Genomic DNA, 23391 nt, shown 5'->3' with positions numbered 1-23391 from the left:
CATACTATGAAATCTTACATGCCATATTTATTAAGTACGTTGTTGATTGTATCGACTACTTCTGCTCAAGCCGCCAGCAATATCCGTTCATCTCTACCAATCGAATCAAAAAGTGATGCCGGAGAACGTTTGCTGACAACAAATGATGATGTATTGCCTGGAGAAACCTCTTCCCGCACGTATACATATACGATGGTAGGTGACGAGAAAGCTGGTTCAGCAAAATACTTGTCACTAGATTGGATTCATTCTGAATTATTGATTCCGCCGTCAGCCCTTACAATCGATATTGATGGTGAACCATTAAAATCGGTGGCGTTGACGAAGAAATCTTCGCAAGGAAATGTGAAAGTATCACTTCAAAATAAGCACTTAACAAAAGGTACACATGAAGTGACGGTCCGATTCACAGGAATCATCGAAGGTCGGATGTGTGATACCGGGAATACATCTGGGAGCTGGTTGACCGTCCGACCATCTAGTTTTGTTTCAGTCGGAAATAAGGCTGAACTCTCCTTAAACGATTATCCAAACCCGTTCACACAGACGACAAACCAAAAGTTGACCGTTGTTCTTCCGAACTCACCGAAAGTAGAATCATTAGAAGCCGGTCTTCTTCTTTACAGACAGTTAAAAGGGGATGCGACCGATCCAGATCATGTGTCCCTGCAATATGAAGAACAGTTAAAATCATTAGATGGTCGTTATGTGTTCGTTGGTCAAACGGACTCCTTCACAGGTCCCGTCAAAGATTTCATTCAAGAATTAAAGACACTTCCGAAAGATGAAGAGGTTTTGTTTGAACAGGTCCGTCTTGTAAGTGATGGAAAATCCGCTGATGCGATGTTTGTACTCACCGAAGATGCTGATGCCTTCGAAGGCACTTTAGACAACTTACTTGTCGTTCAACAACGTCAGCAATTGAATGGGGAACAATTGACATTAACGAGCGCACCGTCCATTCAAAAGAGTGGAGACACGATTAATTTACGTGCGCTCGGTGCAGCAGATTTGATGTTGAGCGGGAGTCAAGCCGTTAGTCCGAACTACTTTTATCCGCTACCTGTAATCGATAAGCAATCTGTAGTGGAACTAGATGTACGTTTCAAAGCCTCAGAAAATTTAGTAGTAGAGCGAGAAGGTGCCCTCGCACCTGAATTGATCGCATGGGTAAACGGTATTCCTCACTCAATCCCTTTAACGGACATGGAGACAGAGGATGAATGGCAACATCATGTCATCCGAGTCGATGCATCGACGCTTAAAAAAGCAACATTTTTAGACGTGTCATTTGAGGCAAATGGATTGCGCTCAGAGGCACCATGCACCGCAAGTGATTTAGATCGTTGGATTTTTGTTTCGAGTGACAGTCAAATCACGTTACCCGTGAACAATGGACAAGCAAATAATGAGGTCTTCTTAAATATGGCTAGCCTCTTCACGATGGATCCTGGTATCGTGTTCGTTATTCCAGATGAAGCGGACGAGAAATCATTAAAAAACATGGCAGATGTCATGAGTGGCTTACCCATCACACCTTTGACCACGCAAGTCAAATTTGTTCGTTCAAGCGAAGTGACTGAAGAAATGGTGAGCAATCGTTCGATTTTCTTTATTGGAAATCCAGAGGAAAGCCCTTTGTTCAATGAACAAAAAGAAAATTGGATTGTCACGAAGGACAAGCAAATTGATTTGGCACAGTATGGCTTTATTCCAGAAACGTCTTCCGAATTTGCTTGGATCCAACCTTCTCCTTGGAACGAGGACAAGGCGATGATTGTCGTTTCCACCAAAGATGCAATCGACTCGAACTTGATCCAAACGCTCGCTTTTCCGAGTGAAACGTTCAGTGTAGCAGTAAAAAACCAGAATGGATCTATCTTTACGAATAGCTCAAGTGTTGCTAGTGAGAACTCGAATTCAAATGCGACATCCGATGAACAATCATCGATTTCTGTCGATTCAAAATGGTACTTCATCGGATTCATCGTGTTAATCGGATTGATTATCACCATTCTCATCTATATGCGACGCAATAAGAAAACCTCTTAATGATGAAGAAAGCACCATTTTCAAAAATTATGAATACTATATAAGAGGAATCGGTCGCCTGGTGTGAACAATTCCTGAATAGTCAAAGGACCGATTGAAACATCGGTCCTTTTTGTATGCAAAAAAGCGAAGGAGAATCTCCTTCGCTCTCACAATTGAATATTCTGCGTGGCAGTTACCGGATATTGGCCAAACGTCCACGTATGGTCCGCACGAAGTGTTGTATCCGAGACGAGAAAATAATCCGTTCGCCCGTTCCCAGGTTGGTTCGGGACGGGATCATTCCACGTCGTATCGAGATGGTACCATTCGTTGTTCACGCGGACGAGGTTCCACGCATGAAGACCGCTTGCAACTTCCCCGGAAATGTAACGTGCTTCGATCCCTGCCGTCTCTAACAACAAGAGTGTCGTCAGCGCGTAGCCTTCACACACCCCTTCCCCGTTAAATAAAATCGAGTATGGCGTATACGGGCTTGCCTGACTGTCTAGGTTGTAGGCGGTATGCGAGACGATATAGTCGTTGACGTATTTGACCTTCCCGACCTCATCTAGATCACGTGGCATGTCGCGAATCACTTCGTTCACGCGTTCCTGCACTTGTGCCGCTTCAGAAGCGGTCATGTCATAATTCAGTGTCATCTGTAAGTCGAATGTTCCGTTCTGCTCGACCCATTTTGATTCCCCACCACGCGAGAGTCGATACACATAGATATGATGTTGTTCAATCCAATCCCAAGCGGCATCCATCGTCTGTTGCATATCGTCCGTGTCTCCTGTATACGGAATCGAAAACGTCTCATCGAAGCGGGTCATGTGATAAGCGATAGCCGTCCCGAGCGTCTCGGCCGAATCAATTTCGTATGGAAGTTTGAACGTTTTACCGAGCACGTTCGTCTCACTTTCGACGTGCTCGGGTTCGAACCAACTCGTCATGTCCAGCGACTTCGCATCTTTTGCGACAACGTTCCCACTCACGCTGGCAATCACGAGAAAAATCATCGCAAGTGCCCCTCTTCCGACAAGAGCCAAGGAAGACAACCATCCGTACTTCAACACGCGATTCAACTCATCATTGACGGCTTGTTCGAGCTCTGTCCGCTTCATCAAATTCCTTCCGTTAAGCTGAAAGACGACACCCCGGTAAATGGGATCGAGTATATCAAACTGACGACCGGGATGATGCTTCGCAGCCCGTAATGCATGACGGACCGAGAACAAGCCGGCACGTAAGCGCGTGTGAATCCGAAATAATTGAAAGGCACGCTTTCCTAACAGGTAACTCAACGGTAAACAAATTAATAATACAATCGCTCCAATGATTATAGGACTCATAGATTCACCCTCACAACAGTAGTCACTTTAATTGTCATTATAAACCACTTAATCAAAAGATATGTATAATAATGGTTTTTTAATTTTGTCGAATCTCTGCCCATACACGCTACATATATTTGTTGAAAGTCACGAAAAATATATAAATGTAAGCGTTGACATTTCGATTTCACTCATGCTACATTTCAATTATCAAATAACAACTGAACGGTCTCCTGCGCAGGAATGTTACCTTTAGTGGGCATAACCTGACTCGAGTCAGATGAATGACGTGATTTCACGCTCTTCATTTGACACGGGTCAGGTTTTTTATTTGACGCAAACCAAAAATCTAATGGAAAAGGTAGGGAACGGACATGAAGTATGAACAGCTCGCACGCGACATTATCCAGCAAGTCGGCGGCAAAGAGAACGTAAACAGCGTCGTCCACTGTATCACACGTTTGCGTTTCAAATTGAAAGACGAAAGCAAGGCTAACACAGAAGCCATCAAAAATATGGACGGTGTCGTCACCGTTATGAAGAGCGGCGGTCAGTATCAGGTCGTCATCGGCAACCACGTCCCAGACGTGTATAAAGCGGTCGTCGAAGTAGGTGGATTCCAAAACCAATCACCGGTCGAAGAAGAAGGTGCACCACAAGGGTCCCTGTTCAGCAGATTCATCGATATCATCTCTAGCATTTTCACTCCTGTCCTCGGGGTCTTGGCCGCGACCGGGATGATCAAAGGATTCAACGCCCTCTTCGTCGCCGTCGGTTGGCTCGATAATACATCCGGCACGTATCAACTGTTGAATGCGATTGGGGACTCGTTGTTCTACTTCTTCCCGATCTTCCTTGGCTATACGGCCATTAAAAAATTCGGAGGCAGTCCGTTCATCGGAATGGCAATCGGGGCGTCACTTGTTTATCCGACACTCTCGACACTCACAGCCGGTGACCCGCTCTACACCGTCTTCTCCGGAACAATGTTTGAGTCTCCGGTTCACATCACGTTCCTTGGAATCCCGGTCATCTTGATGACGTACTCGACGTCCGTCATCCCGATCATCATTGCGGCATTCTTCGCAGCGAAGCTCGAGAAGTTCTTGAAGACGGTCATTCCAGACGTCATCAAAATGTTTATCGTTCCTTTATTGACGTTGCTCATCATCGTGCCGCTCACGTTCATCTTGATTGGACCGATTGCGACATGGGCAGGTATGTTGCTCGGTAGTGCAACGGTCGCCGTTTACAATTTGAGCCCGCTTATCGCCGGAATCTTCCTTGGTGGTCTCTGGCAAGTTTTCGTCATCTTCGGTCTTCACTGGGGGCTTGTTCCGGTCGCGATCAACAACTTGACGTCTCTCGGTTCGGATCCAGTGCTCGCTCTCATCTTTGCCGCTTCGTTCGCTCAAATCGGGGCTGTACTCGCTATCTTCTTGAAAATTAAAAATCAGAAAATCAAGACACTCAGTATCCCAGCTTTTATCTCAGGGATCTTCGGGGTCACGGAACCTGCCATTTACGGGGTGACGCTTCCGCTCAAGAAACCGTTCATCATGAGTTGTATCGGTGGTGCTGTCGGTGGTGGAATCATGGGAATCATGGGCACACAAGTCTATATCATCGGGGGTCTCGGTGTCTTCGGTTACCCTTCGAACATCTCACCTGAAGGAATCACGACCGGTTTCTATGGTTCACTGATTGGAACGGCCGTTGCCTTCATTGTTGGATTCGTTTTGACGTACCTCTTCGGTGGCGTCAATAAATCAGCCGCTGCGACACCACAACCAGAAGTCACTCCGGTCGCCAAAGAAGTATCCGCGACAACAGTCGGTCAAGAACAAATCGTCAGCCCGCTCAAAGGAACTGTCGTCCGTTTAAAAGATCTCTCAGACGTCGCCTTCTCGTCCGGCTCGCTCGGTCAAGGCGTCGCCATCGAACCGACGGAAGGCAAGCTCGTCGCCCCGGTTTCGGGTACGGTGTCTGCCCTATTCCCGACGCATCATGCCATCGGAATCACTACGGAATCAGGAGCTGAGATCCTTATCCATATCGGTATGGATACCGTTCAACTAGAAGGGAAGCATTTCAAAGCGCATGTCACACAAGGTGAGTTTGTCGAAAAGGGTCAACTATTGATTGAATTCGACATGGAAGCCATTAAGCATTCCGGTCGCGTGTTGACGACACCTGTGATTGTCACGAACCGAAAGGTAATTTCACCGAATCAGACATCACACGTCCAGACGGGTGATCCGATTTTCAGCATTTAATCAATCAAGCGGGAGGAATTTTTCCTCCCCTATCATAGAAGGGATGGATTTGATGAGTTTTCCAAAAGGATTTTTATGGGGCGGCGCGATTGCCGCAAACCAAGCGGAAGGTGCTTACTTAGAAGGTGGCAAAGGGCTGACGACGGTCGACTTGTTGCCAACCGGGAAGAAACGCTTTGATGTCATGTTCGGAGAGTTAACTTCTTTGGAGCCGGTGCCCGGTGAGTTCTATCCATCACACGAGGCAATCGACTTCTATCATCGTTATAAAGAGGATATCGCGCTATTTGCCGAGATGGGATTCAAGGCCCTTCGTCTCTCAATCGCGTGGTCACGTATCTTCCCGAACGGAGGTGACGCGGAACCGAACGAGGAAGGATTGCAATTCTACGATGACGTCTTTGATGAATTGTTGAAGCATGGGATTGAGCCAGTCGTGACGATTGCGCACTTCGACGTGCCCGTCAGCCTCATTAAAAACTATGGAAGTTGGCGTAATCGTCGTGTTGTCGATTTCTTCGAGACGTATGCGACCACCCTCTTCACCCGCTACAATAGCAAGGTGAAGTATTGGATGACATTCAATGAAATCAATATGCTGTTACACTTACCATTTATCGGTGCGGGAATCGTATTCGAGGATGGTGAAGACAAACAACAAGTGAAATATCAGGCGGCACACCATCAGCTCGTCGCAAGTGCAAAAGCAGTAAAAGCAGCACATGCCATCAATCCGGAGCTACAGGTCGGTTGTATGCTTGCTGCCGGTCAAACGTATGCATATTCCTGTAATCCGAATGATGTGTTGGATGCGATGGACAAGGACCGTGAATCGTTTTTCTTCATCGACGTCCAGTCACGTGGGGAGTATCCAGGGTATGCGAAACGCTATTTAGAAGAACAAGGTATCACGCTTCGCATGGAAGACGGCGACCTCGAACTGTTAAAAGAGCATACCGTCGACTATATCGGCTTTAGCTATTACGCGAGCCGAACGACGAGCACAGATCCAGAGATTAACCAGTCGACTGAAGGTAATATTTTCAGCTCGCTCGAGAACCCGTTCCTCGAGAAATCGGAATGGGGCTGGACAATTGATCCGACCGGTTTCCGAATCACGGCGAACCAATTGTACGATCGCTACCAAAAACCATTGTTCGTCGTCGAGAACGGACTTGGTGCGGTCGACACACCGGATGCGGACGGATATGTTGAAGACGATTATCGAATTGACTATATGACGAAACACATCGAACAGATGCACGAGGCCATTAAGGACGGTGTCGACATCATCGGCTACACGAGCTGGGGTCCGATTGATCTGGTGAGTGCATCGACCGGCGAGATGAAGAAACGGTATGGCTTCATCTATGTCGATAAAGATAACGAAGGCAATGGAACGCTCACTCGGTCGAAGAAAAAAAGCTTTGATTGGTACAAGCAAGTGATTGCGACGAATGGGGCAGAAGTGACATATCCTGTTAAGACTAGATAATGAGAAAACTCTAGAATTTGATAAAATATTTGTCGTAACTCTAGTATTTTGATTTTCCTCTTATCACTTGAATATCTTAATTTCTACCACAGTAAAAAAAGACACTCACTTATGCTGAATTTAAGCATAAGTGAGTGTCTTTTGAGTTCTTCACTTCACCCCAAACCGATACACTGTCCGAGAGTGATACAGCTCACCCGGTTTCAGTTCGATCGAGGTCGCGATGTCTGGATGGTTCGGGGCGTCCGGGAACGCCTGTGCCTCAAGACAAATCGCGCTATGTTTTTGTCGACCACTGAGCGTCACCGGTGTCTCTTCACTGAGGAAGTTGCCCGTATAGACGACCATGACCGGTTGATTCGTCTCGACCGTCATCGTCCGTCCGCTCACCGGGTCATGCAGCCTCGTCTCCCCGTCCTTCAAGATGAATGGGTGATCGAGTCCACCAGCCCGTTCAATCGCCTCGTCTCCCGACGCGAGCGCCTCTCTTACCGCTTTCCCGTCTCGGAAGTCAAACGGGGTCCCACTCACATCACGCAACTCCCCAGTCGGCAGCGACTCCGTATCGAGCACCCCGACCGAATCAGCTGGTAGCGTCAGCTCATGGTCGTGGATAGTCGGGCGCCCTCCGAGATTGAAGTAGTTGTGATGGTTCAGGTTGACCCACGTCAGTTGGTCCGTCTCCGCCGTCATCGTGACAATCAGTTCATTGTCATCCGTCAGTTCGTATAGCACTTTGAAGAAGACGTTCCCGGGATACCCTTCCTCCCCGTCCGGGCTCACATACGTGAACTGGATACACTGATCGTCGGCATCCATCTCCCAGTGACGGGCCGTGATGCCTTTGTCACCACCGTGGATATGATGGGGCGCCTCGCTTGGGGTCAAGGCGACGCCATCAATCTCCGCGTCACGGATTCGTCCGGCAATCCGCCCGACGACCGATCCGAGATAGACCGGGTTTTCTAAGTATTGAGAGACGTCCCCGTATTTTAAGATGACCGAGTCTAATTTGCCGTCCCGGTCCGGGGCCGTCAGTTCCGTCATCGCACAGCCGTAATCGATGGCGGATAGTTTCATGCCGTTGGTGTTTTGAATCGTCGCTTGTTTCACTCGTACAACCACCTTTAGTTCGTTTTCTCTCTCATTCCCGACCTTGGTGTTCCGTACTCCACTTTATCGACATGACCGAGGAGCGAACGGACGAACGCATCAAACTGTTCCTGCCCCGTCTCCGTCTGTTTGAAGACACCGGCGTCCTCGAGTCCTTTCACGAACTTGTCGACGACTGCCTGATCGACAATCATTTTCGGCTCGCCCGCTTTCTTCCGTAACGTATCGGCCCATTCCTGATGCATCGCTTCGACTTCGACATCCTCGCCCGCCACATAACGGACGACTTGTTCGAGTTCCGCCTTCAGGCGTGCCGGTAAGACGGCGAGCCCCATCACTTCAATCAAACCGATATTCTCACGCTTGATATGGTGAACGTCAGCATGCGGATGGAAAATCCCGTCCGGATGCGCCTCGCTCGTCCGATTGTTCCGAAGGACGAGGTCGAGCTCATACTTCCCGTCCCGTCTTCTCGCGATCGGCGTGACCGTGTTATGCGGGACGCCATCTGTATACGGGATGACCTCACTCAATTCATCCTCATAGTCGCGCCAATAGCCGAGCAACTGGTTCGCCAACATGACGAGCTGCTCTTTTTGACGGGATCGGAGACGGACGACCGAGAGCGGCCAGTAGAGCGTCTCGATGTCGACTTGGTCATAGCGCTCCGAGCGATAGGTCGAGACGACTCGCGCATCATCCATCGCAAAGCGGTAGCGGCCGGCCTGGTAATGGTCGTGCGTCAAAATCGAGCCTCCGACAATCGGCAAGTCCGCGTTCGACCCGGCGAAGTAGTGCGGGAACTGCGTGATGAAGTCGAGCAGACGCTCGAACGCGCCCCGATCGATGACCATGTCCCGCACCTCGTTCGACAGTAAAATCGAGTGCTCATTGTAGTACAGATACGGTGAATATTGGAACGACCACGGCTGTCCGCCGAGTGTGAGCGGGATGATGCGATGGTTCGCACGCGCCGGGTGCTTCAAGTGACCGCCGTATCCTTCGTTCTCAATCGCGAGCAGTCCTTTCGGATAGTTCGACGTCGGCGTCGGTTGTGTCCGGGCGAGTGCGATCTCACGTGGGTCCTTCTCCGGCTTCGACAAGTTGATTGTGATGTCGAGCGTGCCGTAGCGGGTCGGTGCCTTGTACGTGATGTTGTTCGCGATTCGCCGCGTCTGGATATAGTTTGACGCCTGGCTCATCCGATAGAAATAGTCCGTCGCCGCTGTGACGTCCGTCTCGCGGAGTTCATTGAAACGACGTGTCACTTCCGACGGCTTCGAGACGAAGATATCCATGATTTCTGCCATGAAACGGTCTTTTTCCTCAAGGATTGGCTCGATGATGTTCGTCTCCACCGCATACGCGACCAATTGCTCGAGCAACTCAGGGATCTGCATCTCCGACACAAAACGTGGGACATCAAAATCAAGCTTGTTCAGTTTTGCGAGCACACGGTTCCGCGAATAGATACGGTCCTGCTCATCAATGAGCTCTGCACGAATCGCCGCCTCAACGAGTGCCTCAATCGTCACGTCGATCATCGTCTCACCTCTTTCACCTGATAACCGAACGGATGGGTCGCATGCCAGTTCCATGCGTCCGTCAAAATCGTCTCGACGTCTGAACGGGTCGGTGTCCATCCGAGGATGCGTCTCGCCTTCTCAGACGAGGCGATCAATTTGGCCGGGTCGCCGGCACGGCGTTCCCCGAGTCGGACCGGGATGTCATGTCCCGTCACGCGGCGTGCCGCCTCAATGATTTCGAGCACCGATAGACCGTTCGCCGTCCCGAGGTTGAAGACGTCACTCGCACCGTCTTCTCGTAAATAACGGAGCGCTAATATGTGCGCGTCGACGAGGTCTTGGACGTGAATGTAGTCGCGAATACACGTCCCGTCTTCTGTCGCATAGTCGTCACCGAACACGGTGATCGCGTCACGCTGCCCGTTCGCCACTTGAAGGACTATTGGGACGAGATGCGTCTCCGGGTCATGGTCTTCACCGATCTCACCGGTCGCAATCGCGCCGGCGACGTTGAAGTAACGGAGTGCGACCGAGCGAATCCCATGCGCCTGGTCACACCAGCGAATCATCGACTCCATCGCAAGCTTCGTCGCCCCGTACGTATTCGTCGGATTCGTGAGCGCCGTCTCATCGATCGGCATGACCGTCTGGTCCCCGTACGTCGCAGCCGTCGAGGAGAAGACGATGCGCTTCACCCCGGTATCGCGCATCGTCTCGAGAAGGATCTGTGTTCCGAAAACGTTATTGTCATAGTAGGCGAGCGGGTCCGTCATCGATTCGCCGACAAGCGAATTCGCCGCGAAATGGAGGACGTCCGTGATCGTCTCTTTTACAAACACGTCTTTCACGAACGCGCGGTCACGCAAGTCGCCTACATAAAAACGGACATCGTGCGGAATCGACTCGACATGTCCTGTCTGCAGATTGTCGAGGATGACGACGTCTTCCCCTTCTTTCAACAAGGCACGAACGGCGTGCGAACCGATATATCCGGCACCGCCAACAACGAGTACACTCATTTCACTTCCTCCTCTACGAGTTCTCGGACACCGTCCCCGACCGAGGCGATGTAACACGTCGGCGCATAGCCAATTGTCGCCACATAACGGTCCGACGTCTCTTGAATCATCGCTTCCGTCTTGTCTTGACGGACGATGGCGATGGCACAGCCACCGAATCCAGCACCTGTCATGCGGGCACCGATGACACCGTCACAGCCTTGCGCGGCTGCGACGAGCGTGTCGAGTTCAAGACCAGTCACTTCGTAATCGTCCCGGAGCGAGGCGTGCGAGGCGTTCATCAACTGACCGAACGTCTCAAGGCGTCCTTCCTGCAGGGCGGTGTAAGCGAGTTTCGTCCGCTCGTTCTCCGAGACGGCATGACGTGCCCGTTTGCGAAGTGTCTCCGGCAAGTCAATCGCGACCTGTTCGAACGCATCCATCGACAACTGTCCGAGAGCGTCCACCTCGTGTTTGGGTTGAATCAACCCGAGCGCCGTGTCGCATTCGCGTCGACGTTCGTTATATTTCGAGTCGGCGAGTTCCCGACGTTTGTTCGTGTTCATGATGACGATGTCGTACCCGTCGAGCGAGATCGGCGCATAGTCATGATGGAGCGTCTCACAATCGAGGAGCATCGCCTGTTCGGCCTTGCCCATCCCGATGGCGAACTGGTCCATGATGCCACTGTTGACGCCGATGAACGTGTTCTCGACCCGTTGCCCGAGCCGGACAAGGTCAAGCCGTTCGAGACCGAGACCGTACACTTCATTTAACATATAAGCCGTCACGAGTTCGAGGGAGGCCGATGACGAGAGACCCGCCCCGTTCGGGATATTGCCCGCGAGAAGAAAGTCGAACCCATTGATGTCGTGTCCGTCTTTACGAAGAAGCGTGACGACCCCTTTCACGTAGTTCGCCCAATCGTGGCTCGCCTCATACGCATCGTCCGTCACCGGGAACGTGACGATGCCGACCTCTTCAAAGTTGAGCGAGTAGACACGAATCACGTCGTCCTCGCGTTTTTTCACGAGACCGTACGTCCCGAACGTGATTGCACACGGGAAGACGTGCCCCCCGTTATAGTCGGTGTGCTCGCCGATCAAGTTGATGCGGCCCGGCGCGAAGAACGACCGATCCGCTGGTGCGGCGAATACCTCCTCGAATTGTTGTCTCAGCTGTTCCATGTCAAATGAAAGCATGCGGCTTCATCCCTTCCATCGCTCATGCCGGGTGGATGACCAGGCAATATGCGTCATAGTCTGTTTGTTGTGTGAGGTTTATGCCTTGTTCCATCAAATAGCGTCCGCTCACGCGGCGCCCTTCTAGTTCGTACGTCCGTTCCGGGTCAAGCCCGCGAAGTTTCACGCGCAAGCGGTTCTTCCCATATTGGCGTCGGTCGGCGTTGACGAGGACGACATAGTCTTCGCCATCCGTATAGCCGACGGCGTGAAAGCCATCCCGTTTGAGCGAGGCGAGACGATGACTCGTCCCGTGTTGCACAATCGCACGGATCGTCTTATACGTCGCAATCCACTCTTTCGCTTCCGCCAGTTCTTCTTTCGTCCACTCGAGCAGGTTGCCACCGATGCCGAGCGTGCCTTGCATCGCACTGACGAACCGGTAAGCGAGCGGCAACGAACGGTTGTTCAACCAGTTCGGCGCGTCCGTCACCCAGCAGCTCATCATCTTGACGTTATAGGCGTATGAGAAACCTTCTTGAATCGTGAGGCGATCGAGTGCGTCCGTGTTGTCGCTCGTCCAGACTTGCTCGACGCGCGAGAGGACACCGAGGTCAATCCGTCCACCGCCACCGGCGCATGACTCGAACGCGACGTCCGGATGTTTCTCCCGCAACGTGTCGAGGATACGATACACAGCTTCCGCGTGACGGAGCCACAGTTCTTTTGCGTCACCTAAGTGCGGACTGTCCGGTTCTGAGAAGGCGCGGTTCATGTCCCACTTGATATAACGGATCGCGTGACGTTCGAGTAACTCGTCGAGCCATTTTGTCACATGCGCCTCGACCTCAGGCAAGGCGAGGTTCAGGACGAACTGGTTCCGCGACGTCGTCGACGGGCGTCCGTCCGTATAGTAAATCCATTCCGGATGAGCCCGATACAGGTCAGAATCCGGGTTGACCATCTCCGGTTCGACCCATAGCCCGAACTGAAGACCTTTCTCCTCGACGTAGCGGACGAGCGGGTCGAGCCCGTTCGGGAACTTCGTCGTGTTGACATGCCAATCCCCGAGTCCGGCTGCGTCCGAGTGACGTTCGCCGAACCAACCGTCATCGACGACGAACAACTCGCAGCCGATCGCAGCCGCCTCGTCGACGAGACGTTTCTGTCCGTCCTCGCTGACATCGAAATAGGTCGCCTCCCACGAGTTGTATAGGACCGGACGCAATACGTCACGTGTCGTTTCCGGCATGATGACGTCGCGCTCAAAGTCGTGAGCGTTCTGGCTCATGCCACCGAACCCACGTTGCGTATAGCCGATATAGGCCGGTGGCGTCGTGAACGATTCCCCCGCTTGAAGCGTCTTCGCAAAGTCGAACGGATTGATCCCACCCGTCACTTGTGTGAAGCCAAACTGGTCTTTCTCGAAATGGATCGCCCAGTTGCCAGAGTGACCGAGGAAGCCGTAAACGACTTCCCCATCTGTCTCCGTCGCGTCACTGTCGAGTGCGAACCACGGATTGCTTTGGTGGCTCGTCAACCCACGACGACTCTCGATCGTCTTCTTGCCTGGGAGGAGCGGACCTTGTTGGAGCTGGAACTCGCTCGTCCACGCCCCGCTGAAATGGCTGAGTCGCATGTCGCGCTCAATGAGTCCGAGACTGAACGACTGCGCGCTCTCGAGCGTCACCGTCTCGCCTGCCGTGACCGTCATCTTGCGGGCGATGATGTCGTACGCCGGATGAAGCGTGAACTGGAGCGTCACGTGAAGCGACTGGATCGAATCGACCAAATCGAGTTCGAGCGTCTCTCCATCGATTCGCGCATCACCGAGTGAAAAGGCATGCAACCGTTCCGTCGACGTATGACTCTTCAACGTCGATTCCGTATAGACGAGATCGCCGAACGAGCTGAACTCGTAAGCGGCCACCCCTTCAGGCGTCTCGAACGACGAGTGCAACACACGCGCGTCAGGCAGTTCGGTGATGTCCGATTCATGCAGACGTCCGCCAAGATACTGATGGACGAGACGACCGCGTGCATCGACATCGAACACGTATGTGAGATTCGTCCCGATGAGGGCGAACCGATTGTCGTGACGAACGATCATGCCCCCACCTCCTGTTTCAATAGGAAGACCGCGAGTGGTTCGAGTTCGAGCGTGCCAGTCATCGTCTCTCCGTCAAGCGTCTGCCACGTGCCATCGAGTTCGACGGATGACGTGACCTCCGTCGAATGGTTCATATAGAAGCGGATCAACTGCCCGTCCCCGTGACGGTCGACTTTCTCGACATCGTCCGGGAGTCGGTTCGCGTCAATCCCGGCGCGTGTGAGCGCCTCATGATAGACCGTGTCGAGCATCGCATCGTCGACCGATGAGCCGATATACGTCACGTCGCCTTTGTACGTATGGCGTGTGATCGCTGCCGTCCCTTTATAGAACGCCTGCCCGTAAGTCGCTAACACTTCGGCACCCTTTGGCGTGATCAAGTCGCACCAGATGTTCGCCTCAGACACTTGGTCCCCGAGCCGGACTTCGTTCGACTGGACGGTTTGTAAGCTCTCGTACTCGTCGATCTCAATCCCGGCGTATTCGGCGAATTTGCCAGGGAGCGTGAGGTTATGACAACGGTTAATCGGGTCCTTCACTCCTGTGCGGTAGGTGAAGATGACGTTCCCACCGTTCTCGATATAGTCGATGAGCGTCTCGTCGAACACGTCATTCCCGAGGAAATAGAGTGGGACAATGACGAGCTTATACGAGTCGAGCGCGTCCCCTGGGAAGACGATGTCCGTGTTGACACCTTGACGGACGGCCGCGCCGTAGAAGCGGACGAACTCTTGCTTGAAGTTGAACGCATCCGAATGCGGTTGGTGCGTCCACGCCCATAGGTTCTCTTGGTCGAAATAGACCGCTACGTCTGACTTGTACGTAGCCGCGTTAATCATGTCGCCATGTGCGTGAAGCTCCGACATGACGTGCTTCACTTCTTCGAATTTCCGTTTCGGCTTCCCGTCATGATCGATGATGCCGTGACAGAACTCCTCCGTCCCGAAGTCCGCGGCGCGGAATCGGAAATAGACGATCGCCTCGGCGCCACGGGCGACGGCCTGATGTGTCCAGAGACGGATATGGCCTGGTCGTGGTAAGTAACCGATGCGGCTCCATCCTTGGGCCCCGCTCAACTGTTCCATCACCCAGAATCCTTTGCCTTGTTTCGACGAACGGCACAGGTCGTGGTCGTGCGCCGTTTTCTCGAAACGGTTCGGTTCTGGCAACCCGCCCCAAACCGGATAGTTGTCGAACGAGACGTAGTCGAGGTCTTGGGCCATCTGTTGCTGATTGATCGCCATGTCGCTATAGACGAGGTTATGCGTGATGAACGCGTCCTCGTGGATGAGCGGACGGAGCGTGTCGACTTGGAGCTTGTTGAACGAGCGATACGCATCCGAACAGAAGCGGTCGAAATCGACGAGGAGTGACGGGTTATGTTCTTGGAACACGGTGCGAGGGACCGGAATCTGTGTCCATGCCGTATATGTATGGCTCCAGAAGACGGTCCCCCAAGCCGCGTTGAGCGCGTCGAGCGTCTCGTAGCGTTCTTTTAGCCATGCCTGGAACGCCACTTGGTCGACGTCGCCGTACGAGCGGTCCGACTGTTCATGTCCATACTCGTTGTCCGTCTGCCAGCCGATGACACGTGGATGACGACCGTACCGTTCCGCCATCTTGCGGGTGATGCGTTCACAGTACTCCCGATAAATCGGGCTGTTGACCGTATAGTGACGACGGGCACCGAAGCTGATGCGGACGCCATCTTTCGTCACCGGGAGGATTTCCGGACACTTCTCGATGAGCCATGCGGGCGGTGTCGCCGTCGGCGTGCCGAGGACGATGTCAAAGTGTTCACCGAACGTCTCGACGACCTCGTCCCAAAATGAGAAGTCGAACTCGCCGTCGGCAGGTTCCATCATCGTCCATGCGAATTCAGCCATACGGATGACGTTGACGCCGAGTTCTTTCATCAAGCGGACGTCCTCGTTCCAAAGCGCACGGTCCGTCTGTTCTGGATAGTAATCTACTCCTAAATACATGCTGTTCACCTCAATCGATTATTTGACCGCTCCCGAAGTCATGCCTTTTTGTAAGAAGCGTTGGAAGAAGATATAAAACACCATCGTCGGCAAGCTGATCAAGACGAGCGAGGCGTACAGTTTACCAGGGTCCCCGCCGAGCGCTTCCGTGAAGAAGGTCGGTGCCATCGTCACCGTCTGCTTGGCCGGGTCCGTCATGAACGTGAGGACCATCAAGTACTCGTTCCATGAGTTGAGGAACGCGTAGATCGTTGCTGTCGCAAGTGCCGGTTTGGCGAGCGGCATCATGACTTTATAGAAAATTTGGAACGTCGACGCCCCGTCGATATGCGCCGCTTCCATCAATTCGTTCGGCAATTCGTCGAAGTAACTCTTGATGAGCATAAGTCCGAACGGTAGGAAGAAGGCGATCTCGGCACCGATCAATCCCCAGTAGCTGTTGAGCCCGTCCAGTGTGCGCAACGTGAAGAAGAGCGGCACGATGAGCGAGGCGACCGGTAACATCAACCCTGCCAAGACGAGATTGAACAATAGGCGTTTCCCGGCGAATTGAAGCTTCGAGAAGCCGAACGCTGCGAAGGCGAGGAATGAGATGGAGATCAAAATCATGAAGAACGCGACGATGAAGCTGTTCAAGACGAACTGTGGGAAGTTCGGATTTTGAAGCGTCGCGATATAGTTTTCAAAGCCGTTGACACGTAAGCTTTCCTTGAACATGACGAAGATCGGGAACAACCAGAGGATTGCCATGAGCGACAGACCGATATTGGTGAACCATCTTCCTTTTTTCGTTTGTAGTTCCATCTGTTCTCCCCCTTAATCCATTTTCTTCTGTACACGCATTTGGAAGTACGTGATGCCGAGTGCGATTGCAAGCAAGATGACAGCGACGGCACTGGCGTAGCCGACTTCTTGATGTAACATCGATTTCCGGAACAGGTACGTCGAGATGACTTCGGTCGAGTTACCCGGTCCCCCTTGCGTCGAGATCCAGACGATATCAAACGTCTTCAGACCACCGATGACCCCGAGGATCGTCAGCGTGAACGTCGTTCCTTTCAAGTTCGGGAAGACGACGCTCCAAAGCGTGCGCCAGAACCCGGCCCCGTCGATATTGGCCGCCTCGAACACTTCCCGTTCGATCGCGAGCATCGCCATGTAATACATGATCATCGACGAGCCCGTCCATTGGAAGATGTTGATCAAGATGATCGCATAGAGCGCAACGTCTTGGTCGCCGAGCCAGTTCTGCTCAAAGGCACCGAGACCGATCATGCGAAGGAATTCGTTGATGTAGCCGAACTGGAAGTCAAAGATTTGCGTGAACGCCGCCCCGAGGACGACCGGGCTTAAGACGACCGGGAAGAAGAACACCGATTTGAAGAACGTCCGACCCACGCCTTTCGTGTGGAGCAAATAGGCCAACACGAGCCCGAGACCTGCCTGAATCGTGACCGTCAAGACGGTGAAGATGCCCGTGTTCTTGAGCGCGTTATAAAATTCTGGGTCTTTGAACATGCGTCCGAAGTTCTCAAAACCGACATACACTTTCTCAAACGAGATCCCGTCCCATGAAAAGAGCGAGTGATAGGCGTTATAGAAAATCCCGTAGTAGATGAATGCGATGACGAACAGGACGGTCGGGGCGACGAACGCCCAGCCGATCAAGTTCTGCTTCATCCGCTCTTTTTTGCGGATCGGATTCGGCGCGCTCGGTGGTACCGACGTGAGCTTCGGCTTGGACTTGGTCAAATCGGTTGCTTGCTGCATAAGGTTCCCTCACTTTCAGATTCAAAAAATCGAGCGCCAGTGAGTCTGGCTACTGGCGCTCGTTCGATTATTTACCTTGGTCTGCGATCGCTTGGATGCGTGCGAGTGCTTCTTTCGCATCTTGTCCGGCAGCGATGTTTTGAAGTTCTTTCCCGAGTGCGTCGTACACTTTCGGGTCACGGATTCCGCGTCCCGCGACAGCGTTCTTCACCGTCTCGTTCAAGATTTCATAAGACTCGCGTTCGACGTCGTTCGTGAACTTGTCTTCGTACGCCACTTCGATGTCTTTGACGGCTGGTGCCATCTCAAACTTCTCCATGTAGAGCGCTTGGCCCTCGCCTTGCGTCATGTAGGCGATGAAGGCAGCCGCGCCTTCTTGTTGTTTCGACTCTTTGTTGACACCGAGTGCCATGTCGATTGAAGCGATGACCGGTTGTTCTGTACCACCTGCGAGGTTCGGCATCGGAACGAAACCGATCTCGTCTTCGAAGTTGTTCCACTTGTCACGCTTCTCGACCGTCGTCATCGAGTGGGCTTCCCATGAACCGATGATCCACATCGCGGCTTTCTTGTCGAAGAAGTTGTTCATACCGTCCATGTATGTCGCGAGACCCAATGCCCCTTCTTGGAACACTTTGTCTTCGTAAAGTTGTTGCCAAAGTTCAGCCGTCTCAACCATCTCTTTGTCCGTCCACTTCGCGTCACCTGCGAGCACGTCCTGGATGTAGCCTGGTGCGACCTGGTGGCTCAAGACGTTGAAGACGTCGACACCGACCCATGCGTCTTTCGCGCCGAGTTGCATCGGGATGACCTTGTCGCCTGATGCGTTGATCTTGTCAATCGCCGCGACCGTCTCATCATATGTCTTCGGTGGTGTCACACCGTATTTGTCGAGGAGCGTCTTGTTGTACATGAGGTAAGCCTGTCCCGTGAAGCCGACCGGTACCGCATACTGCTCCCCGTCGACCGTCGTCTGTTCGACGCCGAGCTCGATCAATTTTTCTTTCCAACCTTCGCCGGCTGCTTTGTCCATGTAGTCTTTCGCTGGCACGAGGCGATCCTTGTATTGCGGAATCATCGGTTCCTTTAGACCGATGACGTCCGGACCGTCACCACCGAGCATCGCGACTTGGAGCTGTTGCTCGTAGTCTTCGAGACGCTTGAATTTGACGACATAGTCGTCTTGCGATTCGTTGAACGCTTTCGCCATTTCTTCCCCGACTTCAGGTTGTGGCGCCCAGCCCCACCATGTGATGACCGGTTTGCCGTCTTCCGTTGTCGCCGCCGCTTGTTCGTCATCGCCGCAGGCAGCGAGTAAAGATGAGAGCATTAAGACAGATGATGCGAGAGCAATCGTCGTTTTTTTCATGTTCATTCTCCTTTTGAATGTGTTGTCACGCCACGATCCGATGGCATAACTCCCGAATAAGATGGTCTGGCATCGGGCGATCCCCGAGCCGTGTTAACGTGTACGCGATCAGTTCCAAATCGAGCTTCGGTCCGTCTATGTATGGGCCGACGACGTAAAGGTCCGCCCCGAACGGCAATGCGTCCTGTTCTTTCAAACGCCAAAGCAAAAGCTCGAACAGGCCGTCCATGTCGTCGAACGACACGTCATGCGAGAGCGTCGATGCCCGGAACAAGCGGATGTCACGCGTCTCATCGTCATAAAGACGAAAGATGCCGTCGCGTCTTGAACGCGTGATGATCATGCTCGTCTCATCGCCTGTGAACGCTTCCATTTCGTCGAAGGCGACATCGTGTCGTGCGAACAATCGGGTCGCCCCGTAGCGACCGAAGATCGCGTGGAACTGGTCTTTCAATGGTGTCTCTTTTTGCATCGCTACCCCTCCAAACGTGTCGTTGAGAGTGTCACCCCTTACTTAGTAAATTAAATTTATTATCTAACTACACATAGACTATAGCACGCTCTTATTTATCTTGTAAACGCTTTCTTATAAAGAAATTAAAAATCGCCTTTCTCTAGGAGAAAGACGAGTCGTGATTTCATTGAATTTCACCGAACATCTCGTTCGTAATGAGCGCCGCGGCCCCGAGCGCGCCTTGGTTGGCGTTCCACGAGACGACACGGATGTCGGTCTGGCGGGCGTCGAGCGTGAGCGCCGTCTGGGCGACGCGCTCCTGGATATTCGTCACGACGTCCGGCGCATAGTTGAAGAGTGGACCCCCGAGAAGAATTCGACCCGGATTCAACAGATGGATCATATTCAATGTGGCGATTCCGATATATTCACCGGCCCGTTCATATAGCTTTTGGACGTCTTGATTCGAGCTTACAGAATCACGGAGGTCCTCGAGCGTCAAGTCATGCGCGAGTTGGCGTGCCTCGTTCAAGATGGCGCGCTCCCCCGCGACCGCCTCTAGACAACCACGGTTGCCGCATGAACAGATTGGTCCGTCGAGCATGATGCGCATATGTCCGATCTCACCGGCGATGTGATGCTCCCCATCGATCAACTCGCCCGCATGGACATACGCTCCCCCAATCCCGTACCCGGCATACACATAAAAGAACTCCTCGATGCCGATGGCTTCCCCGAAATACAGTTCACCGAGCGCGAGCGTCCGGACATCGTTCTCGACGAAGACATGCTGGCCGAGACGTGTCTCGAGTTCGCGCTTAAGCGGGATGTCATGTAAATGGAAACGTGGTGCGAACAAGACGACCCCGTCACCCGCCTCGACCATCCCGTGCACGGAGACGCCGAGTCCGATGACATCGCCTGTCGTGCGGTCGTTCAGTGTTATGTAGAGCGCGACGATGGCGTCGATGAACTCCTCGTTCGTGTCGAATCGCTCATCATGCCATGCCTCGTCGAGCAGTTCCCCGTGGATGTTCGTGACGACTCCATGAAGCTTTCGCTGCGTCGCATCGATCCCGATGACGAAACGGTCGCTCGCTGCGAGTTCGAGCATGATCGGACGTCGTCCCCCACTCGAGACGCCGAGTTCCCGTTCATTGATCAGTCCTTCTTCTTTCAGTTCGTTGACGATGTTCGAGATCGTCGGCTTCGTCAAACTCGTCTTCTTGGCGAGCTCAACGCGGGACACCGGCTGATGGAGCCGGATGAGCCGAAGGATGAGCGCCCGATTGTAGGACCTCATCCATTTGGAGTTGCGTGGTGTTGTGTTCCCCATGACTACTCCACCCATTTCTTTTCTTTTTTCTTAGTATATCATATTGATGAAAGCGCTTATTGGGTAACCATATAACTTTACTGTTTTATTTCTAATCTACTTTCCTTCGAATATAAACTCATCGATTTCGTAATAATTATCAAACACCCGTTGGGCTCCAGCGCTAATTAAATTGCCTCGGCGCTGTGAATTCAAATCTAGACCAATTGCGTCAATTCCTGCTGATCTAGAAGACTTAATGTCTTTTGCATCATCACCTAAACTAATCACCTCGGACGCTAACAATTCTAACCTTTCCAAACATTTTAACATTGGTTCTGGATGTGGTTTTCTATTTTTCACATCATGATAAGCAATTAAAACATCATATTTAATCTTATGGTATGATAGAACCTTTCTTGCATACGATTGCGGAGACATTGTTACTACCCCAATTTTAATTTGGCTATCTCCGATTTTTTTGAGTAATACATCCACATTTTCATAAAGTAATGTTTTATTGATATTTGCGTAACAAAGTGACCAATTCCGACTTTCTCTAAATCCTGCTAACATTGTGGTATCAACCAATGTTTCATCTAAATCAAAAATAATACCCTTATATTTTCTCATTTCCATCTTTCCTCCATAATTGTTTTAAGATGTCGATAGACTCATTTAAGGTAATGTTATGCTTTCGACATATTTCAATATATCGAAGAACATTTTGCGAAATATCATCGCTATTAACTGAAACTAAGAGATCAGAAAAACTATCATTTCCAAACATGTCTAATTGCGAACTATTAACTTCAATAACTGGAAGCGTATAAACTTTTTCATTCAAAAAAGATGAATCATTTTTTTGCAGCAACTCTCTCCACTTTTTTAATAGGATTTCATCAATCACTTTATAATCGTTTTTATTTTTTATTACATACACTTTTTTTTCATTGATTAATTGATGAACTCCTCTGTATACATCTATTTTTTCATGGTCTAGTTCAGAAGGAACTGGACAGAATACTATCCTGTTTTGAGTAAATGCATACTGAATAGTGTGCTGTGTTCCTCCTTTAATGTCAGTCTGTACAGGACATATACCTAAACTTAAACCGCTTTGGATTCGATCTCTTTGTACGAATGAGGACTTATTTGGGCGTGTGCCAGGTGCATATTCTGAAAGAAGCAATCCTTCTTTACTCAATATTCTTTTTGCTAAATCTATGTTTTCTTTGGGATAAATAGATGAGTCGTCTACACCGCCTGCTAGTACCGCAATTGTATATCCATTACTTTCAAGAGCTCCTAGATGAGCACCAGTATCAATTCCTGTTGCTAGTCCACTTACTATTACGTATCCTAAATCACTAAAGGAAGCCGCAATTTTTCCTGCAGCATTCATACCTTTAGCAGTGGCATTACGTGTACCTATTACTGCAATTTGTTTATTCTGTGCTAAAAGATTAATGTTTCCTTTGCAGTACAATACCGCTGGAGGGTCATCAATTACACGCAATGCAATAGGATATCGTTTATCAGAAAGAGAAATTACCTCAATTCCTTTTTCTTTATAAATTTCGATTTGAGAAGTTGCCTTTTTAAATTTTTGATTCATATAGTCAGAGTCTAGTAAAAACGATATAGAGTTTTTTCTAACCCCGATTTTTTCAAAGTTAATCTTTTTTGCCTCTTCAAAATAATTTTCTTTTGTTAGATTAGGAGAACTTAAATAAATTTTCAAAAGTGTTTTAGTACCTATTCCAGAGATACTAGAGATCGCTAACCATACATCATTGTTCAATTGATACTACCCCCTCTATCTAAATGTCAGCCCTATTACTACCTTGTGAACATTTGACGCACCGGCATTTTTTAATAAAATTTCACATGCGGTTAATGAACTTCCACTTGTACAAACATCATCTAGTAATATTACTTCTCTATCTCTAATTATTACATTGTTAGTTACTTCAATACTTCTTAAATGTGTTTCAACATCACGACTTCCTCCGTGTGCGGCCTTTAGTACACTTGTATGTCTCCGCAAGCAAGACGTACCATCAATACGTTCACCAAAGTTTGCAAATTTTTGTGCTAATTTTTTAATGCCACTATCAACTTTGCTACTATCTGATGATGGTACAACACAAATCACTACATTCCTGCTGTTTAATCCAGTGTTCATCTCCAGGAAAAAATGCTGGATATCTTTATCTTTATTATCTTTCAAATTCAAAATCCTACCACTGAAGTCGTTAAAATTAGGGTTTCTATCTCCTTGTATACGATAGGGATGATAATAGTTCAGATAATGCACATCGTTACACTTTTTAAAAATTTGTTTTGAAATCATAAACAAACTCCTTTGATTTATTTTACATATATTATACAATAAAAAACTCTAAAGAATTAAAAATGTAAAATATAA

The 23391-nt window shown here is 50.6% G+C and carries 18 protein-coding genes; 3 read left to right on the top strand and 15 right to left on the bottom strand.

What is annotated here, in order from left to right:
* The first annotated feature begins 6 nt into the window (after positions 1 to 6).
* Positions 7 to 2052 (top strand): cellulose biosynthesis cyclic di-GMP-binding regulatory protein BcsB, encoded by a 2046-nt coding sequence (locus tag KNO85_RS02040; protein WP_214786494.1) that lies wholly within the window; start codon positions 7 to 9, stop codon positions 2050 to 2052.
* Between the two features lie 149 nt (positions 2053 to 2201).
* On the opposite strand, the gene KNO85_RS02035 is transcribed toward KNO85_RS02040, so the two are convergent.
* Positions 2202 to 3386 (bottom strand): transglutaminase domain-containing protein, encoded by a 1185-nt coding sequence (locus KNO85_RS02035; protein ID WP_214786493.1) that lies wholly within the window; start codon positions 3384 to 3386, stop codon positions 2202 to 2204.
* Positions 3387 to 3742: 356 nt separating this feature from the next.
* Here KNO85_RS02035 and KNO85_RS02030 point away from each other — a divergent pair, with 356 nt between their 5' ends.
* Together KNO85_RS02030 and KNO85_RS02025 are read left to right on the top strand one after the other, a co-directional pair.
* The gene (locus tag KNO85_RS02030; RefSeq protein WP_214786492.1) at positions 3743 to 5644 is read left to right on the top strand and encodes a beta-glucoside-specific PTS transporter subunit IIABC; all 1902 of its coding nucleotides are present in this window, start codon (positions 3743 to 3745) and stop codon (positions 5642 to 5644) included.
* A gap of 43 nt (positions 5645 to 5687) precedes the next feature.
* Positions 5688 to 7139 carry a 6-phospho-beta-glucosidase gene (locus tag KNO85_RS02025; protein WP_214786491.1) on the top strand — a complete coding sequence of 484 codons (1452 nt, stop codon included), beginning with the start codon at positions 5688 to 5690 and terminating at the stop codon, positions 7137 to 7139.
* 150 nt (positions 7140 to 7289) lie between these two features.
* Here KNO85_RS02025 and KNO85_RS02020 read toward each other — a convergent pair whose 3' ends face one another.
* From KNO85_RS02020 to KNO85_RS01955, 14 genes are all read right to left on the bottom strand, one after another.
* On the bottom strand, positions 7290 to 8252 hold the full coding sequence (locus KNO85_RS02020; protein ID WP_214786490.1) for an aldose epimerase family protein: 963 nt from the start codon (positions 8250 to 8252) through the stop codon (positions 7290 to 7292).
* A gap of 14 nt (positions 8253 to 8266) precedes the next feature.
* Entirely contained in the window at positions 8267 to 9796 is a 1530-nt protein-coding gene (locus KNO85_RS02015) for a UDP-glucose--hexose-1-phosphate uridylyltransferase (RefSeq protein ID WP_214786488.1), read from the bottom strand.
* Entirely contained in the window at positions 9793 to 10797 is a 1005-nt protein-coding gene (galE, locus tag KNO85_RS02010) for a UDP-glucose 4-epimerase GalE (RefSeq protein ID WP_214786486.1), read from the bottom strand. Before galE ends, KNO85_RS02015 begins: the two co-directional genes overlap by 4 nt.
* Positions 10794 to 11978 carry a galactokinase gene (locus KNO85_RS02005; RefSeq protein ID WP_376777993.1) on the bottom strand — a complete coding sequence of 395 codons (1185 nt, stop codon included), beginning with the start codon at positions 11976 to 11978 and terminating at the stop codon, positions 10794 to 10796. Before KNO85_RS02005 ends, galE begins: the two co-directional genes overlap by 4 nt.
* A 22-nt stretch (positions 11979 to 12000) precedes the next feature.
* Positions 12001 to 14067, bottom strand: a complete 2067-nt coding sequence (locus KNO85_RS02000; RefSeq protein ID WP_214786484.1) for an alpha-galactosidase — start codon at positions 14065 to 14067, stop codon at positions 12001 to 12003.
* Positions 14064 to 16052: a beta-galactosidase gene (locus KNO85_RS01995; protein ID WP_214786482.1), complete on the bottom strand. Its 1989-nt coding sequence runs from the start codon at positions 16050 to 16052 to the stop codon at positions 14064 to 14066. Before KNO85_RS01995 ends, KNO85_RS02000 begins: the two co-directional genes overlap by 4 nt.
* Before the next feature lie 18 nt (positions 16053 to 16070).
* On the bottom strand, positions 16071 to 16856 hold the full coding sequence (locus KNO85_RS01990; RefSeq protein WP_214786480.1) for a carbohydrate ABC transporter permease: 786 nt from the start codon (positions 16854 to 16856) through the stop codon (positions 16071 to 16073).
* Between the two features lie 12 nt (positions 16857 to 16868).
* Positions 16869 to 17822, bottom strand: a complete 954-nt coding sequence (locus KNO85_RS01985) for a carbohydrate ABC transporter permease (RefSeq protein ID WP_214786479.1) — start codon at positions 17820 to 17822, stop codon at positions 16869 to 16871.
* Between the two features lie 67 nt (positions 17823 to 17889).
* Positions 17890 to 19191: an ABC transporter substrate-binding protein gene (locus KNO85_RS01980; RefSeq protein WP_251126547.1), complete on the bottom strand. Its 1302-nt coding sequence runs from the start codon at positions 19189 to 19191 to the stop codon at positions 17890 to 17892.
* Positions 19192 to 19216: 25 nt separating this feature from the next.
* Positions 19217 to 19663, bottom strand: coding sequence for a hypothetical protein (locus KNO85_RS01975; protein ID WP_214786475.1), 447 nt, complete (start codon positions 19661 to 19663; stop codon positions 19217 to 19219).
* Positions 19664 to 19829: 166 nt separating this feature from the next.
* Entirely contained in the window at positions 19830 to 20981 is a 1152-nt protein-coding gene (locus KNO85_RS01970) for an ROK family transcriptional regulator (protein ID WP_214786473.1), read from the bottom strand.
* Between the two features lie 96 nt (positions 20982 to 21077).
* A complete protein-coding gene (locus tag KNO85_RS01965; RefSeq protein WP_214786471.1) occupies positions 21078 to 21599 on the bottom strand; it encodes an HAD family hydrolase in 522 nt (173 codons plus the stop codon).
* Complete coding sequence (locus KNO85_RS01960; protein WP_214786469.1) at positions 21580 to 22764, bottom strand: DNA-processing protein DprA; 1185 nt, start codon at positions 22762 to 22764, stop codon at positions 21580 to 21582. Before KNO85_RS01960 ends, KNO85_RS01965 begins: the two co-directional genes overlap by 20 nt.
* Before the next feature lie 15 nt (positions 22765 to 22779).
* Positions 22780 to 23316, bottom strand: coding sequence for a phosphoribosyltransferase family protein (locus KNO85_RS01955; RefSeq protein WP_214786467.1), 537 nt, complete (start codon positions 23314 to 23316; stop codon positions 22780 to 22782).
* Positions 23317 to 23391: the final 75 nt, after the last annotated feature.

This window comes from Exiguobacterium sp. s124 (genome assembly GCF_018617485.1).
Taxonomy (GTDB): Bacteria; Bacillota; Bacilli; order Exiguobacteriales; family Exiguobacteriaceae; genus Exiguobacterium; species Exiguobacterium aestuarii.
Note: the sequence above shows the minus strand (reverse complement) of the source record. Positions and strands in the feature narration are given on the sequence as shown.

Bases quoted from the DNA above. Each gene is read 5' to 3' on its own strand.
- KNO85_RS02040 (WP_214786494.1), top strand. From the start codon at position 7: ATGAAATCTTACATGCCATATTTATTAAGTACGTTGTTGATTGTATCG.
- KNO85_RS02035 (WP_214786493.1), bottom strand. From the start codon at position 3,386: ATGAGTCCTATAATCATTGGAGCGATTGTATTATTAATTTGTTTACCG.
- KNO85_RS02030 (WP_214786492.1), top strand. From the start codon at position 3,743: ATGAAGTATGAACAGCTCGCACGCGACATTATCCAGCAAGTCGGCGGC.
- KNO85_RS02025 (WP_214786491.1), top strand. From the start codon at position 5,688: ATGGATTTGATGAGTTTTCCAAAAGGATTTTTATGGGGCGGCGCGATT.
- KNO85_RS02015 (WP_214786488.1), bottom strand. From the start codon at position 9,796: ATGATCGACGTGACGATTGAGGCACTCGTTGAGGCGGCGATTCGTGCA.
- galE (WP_214786486.1), bottom strand. From the start codon at position 10,797: ATGAGTGTACTCGTTGTTGGCGGTGCCGGATATATCGGTTCGCACGCC.
- KNO85_RS02005 (WP_376777993.1), bottom strand. From the start codon at position 11,978: ATGCTTTCATTTGACATGGAACAGCTGAGACAACAATTCGAGGAGGTA.
- KNO85_RS02000 (WP_214786484.1), bottom strand. From the start codon at position 14,067: ATGATCGTTCGTCACGACAATCGGTTCGCCCTCATCGGGACGAATCTC.
- KNO85_RS01995 (WP_214786482.1), bottom strand. From the start codon at position 16,052: ATGTATTTAGGAGTAGATTACTATCCAGAACAGACGGACCGTGCGCTT.
- KNO85_RS01990 (WP_214786480.1), bottom strand. From the start codon at position 16,856: ATGGAACTACAAACGAAAAAAGGAAGATGGTTCACCAATATCGGTCTG.
- KNO85_RS01985 (WP_214786479.1), bottom strand. From the start codon at position 17,822: ATGCAGCAAGCAACCGATTTGACCAAGTCCAAGCCGAAGCTCACGTCG.
- KNO85_RS01980 (WP_251126547.1), bottom strand. From the start codon at position 19,191: ATGAAAAAAACGACGATTGCTCTCGCATCATCTGTCTTAATGCTCTCA.
- KNO85_RS01975 (WP_214786475.1), bottom strand. From the start codon at position 19,663: ATGCAAAAAGAGACACCATTGAAAGACCAGTTCCACGCGATCTTCGGT.
- KNO85_RS01970 (WP_214786473.1), bottom strand. From the start codon at position 20,981: ATGGGGAACACAACACCACGCAACTCCAAATGGATGAGGTCCTACAAT.
- KNO85_RS01965 (WP_214786471.1), bottom strand. From the start codon at position 21,599: ATGGAAATGAGAAAATATAAGGGTATTATTTTTGATTTAGATGAAACA.
- KNO85_RS01955 (WP_214786467.1), bottom strand. From the start codon at position 23,316: ATGATTTCAAAACAAATTTTTAAAAAGTGTAACGATGTGCATTATCTG.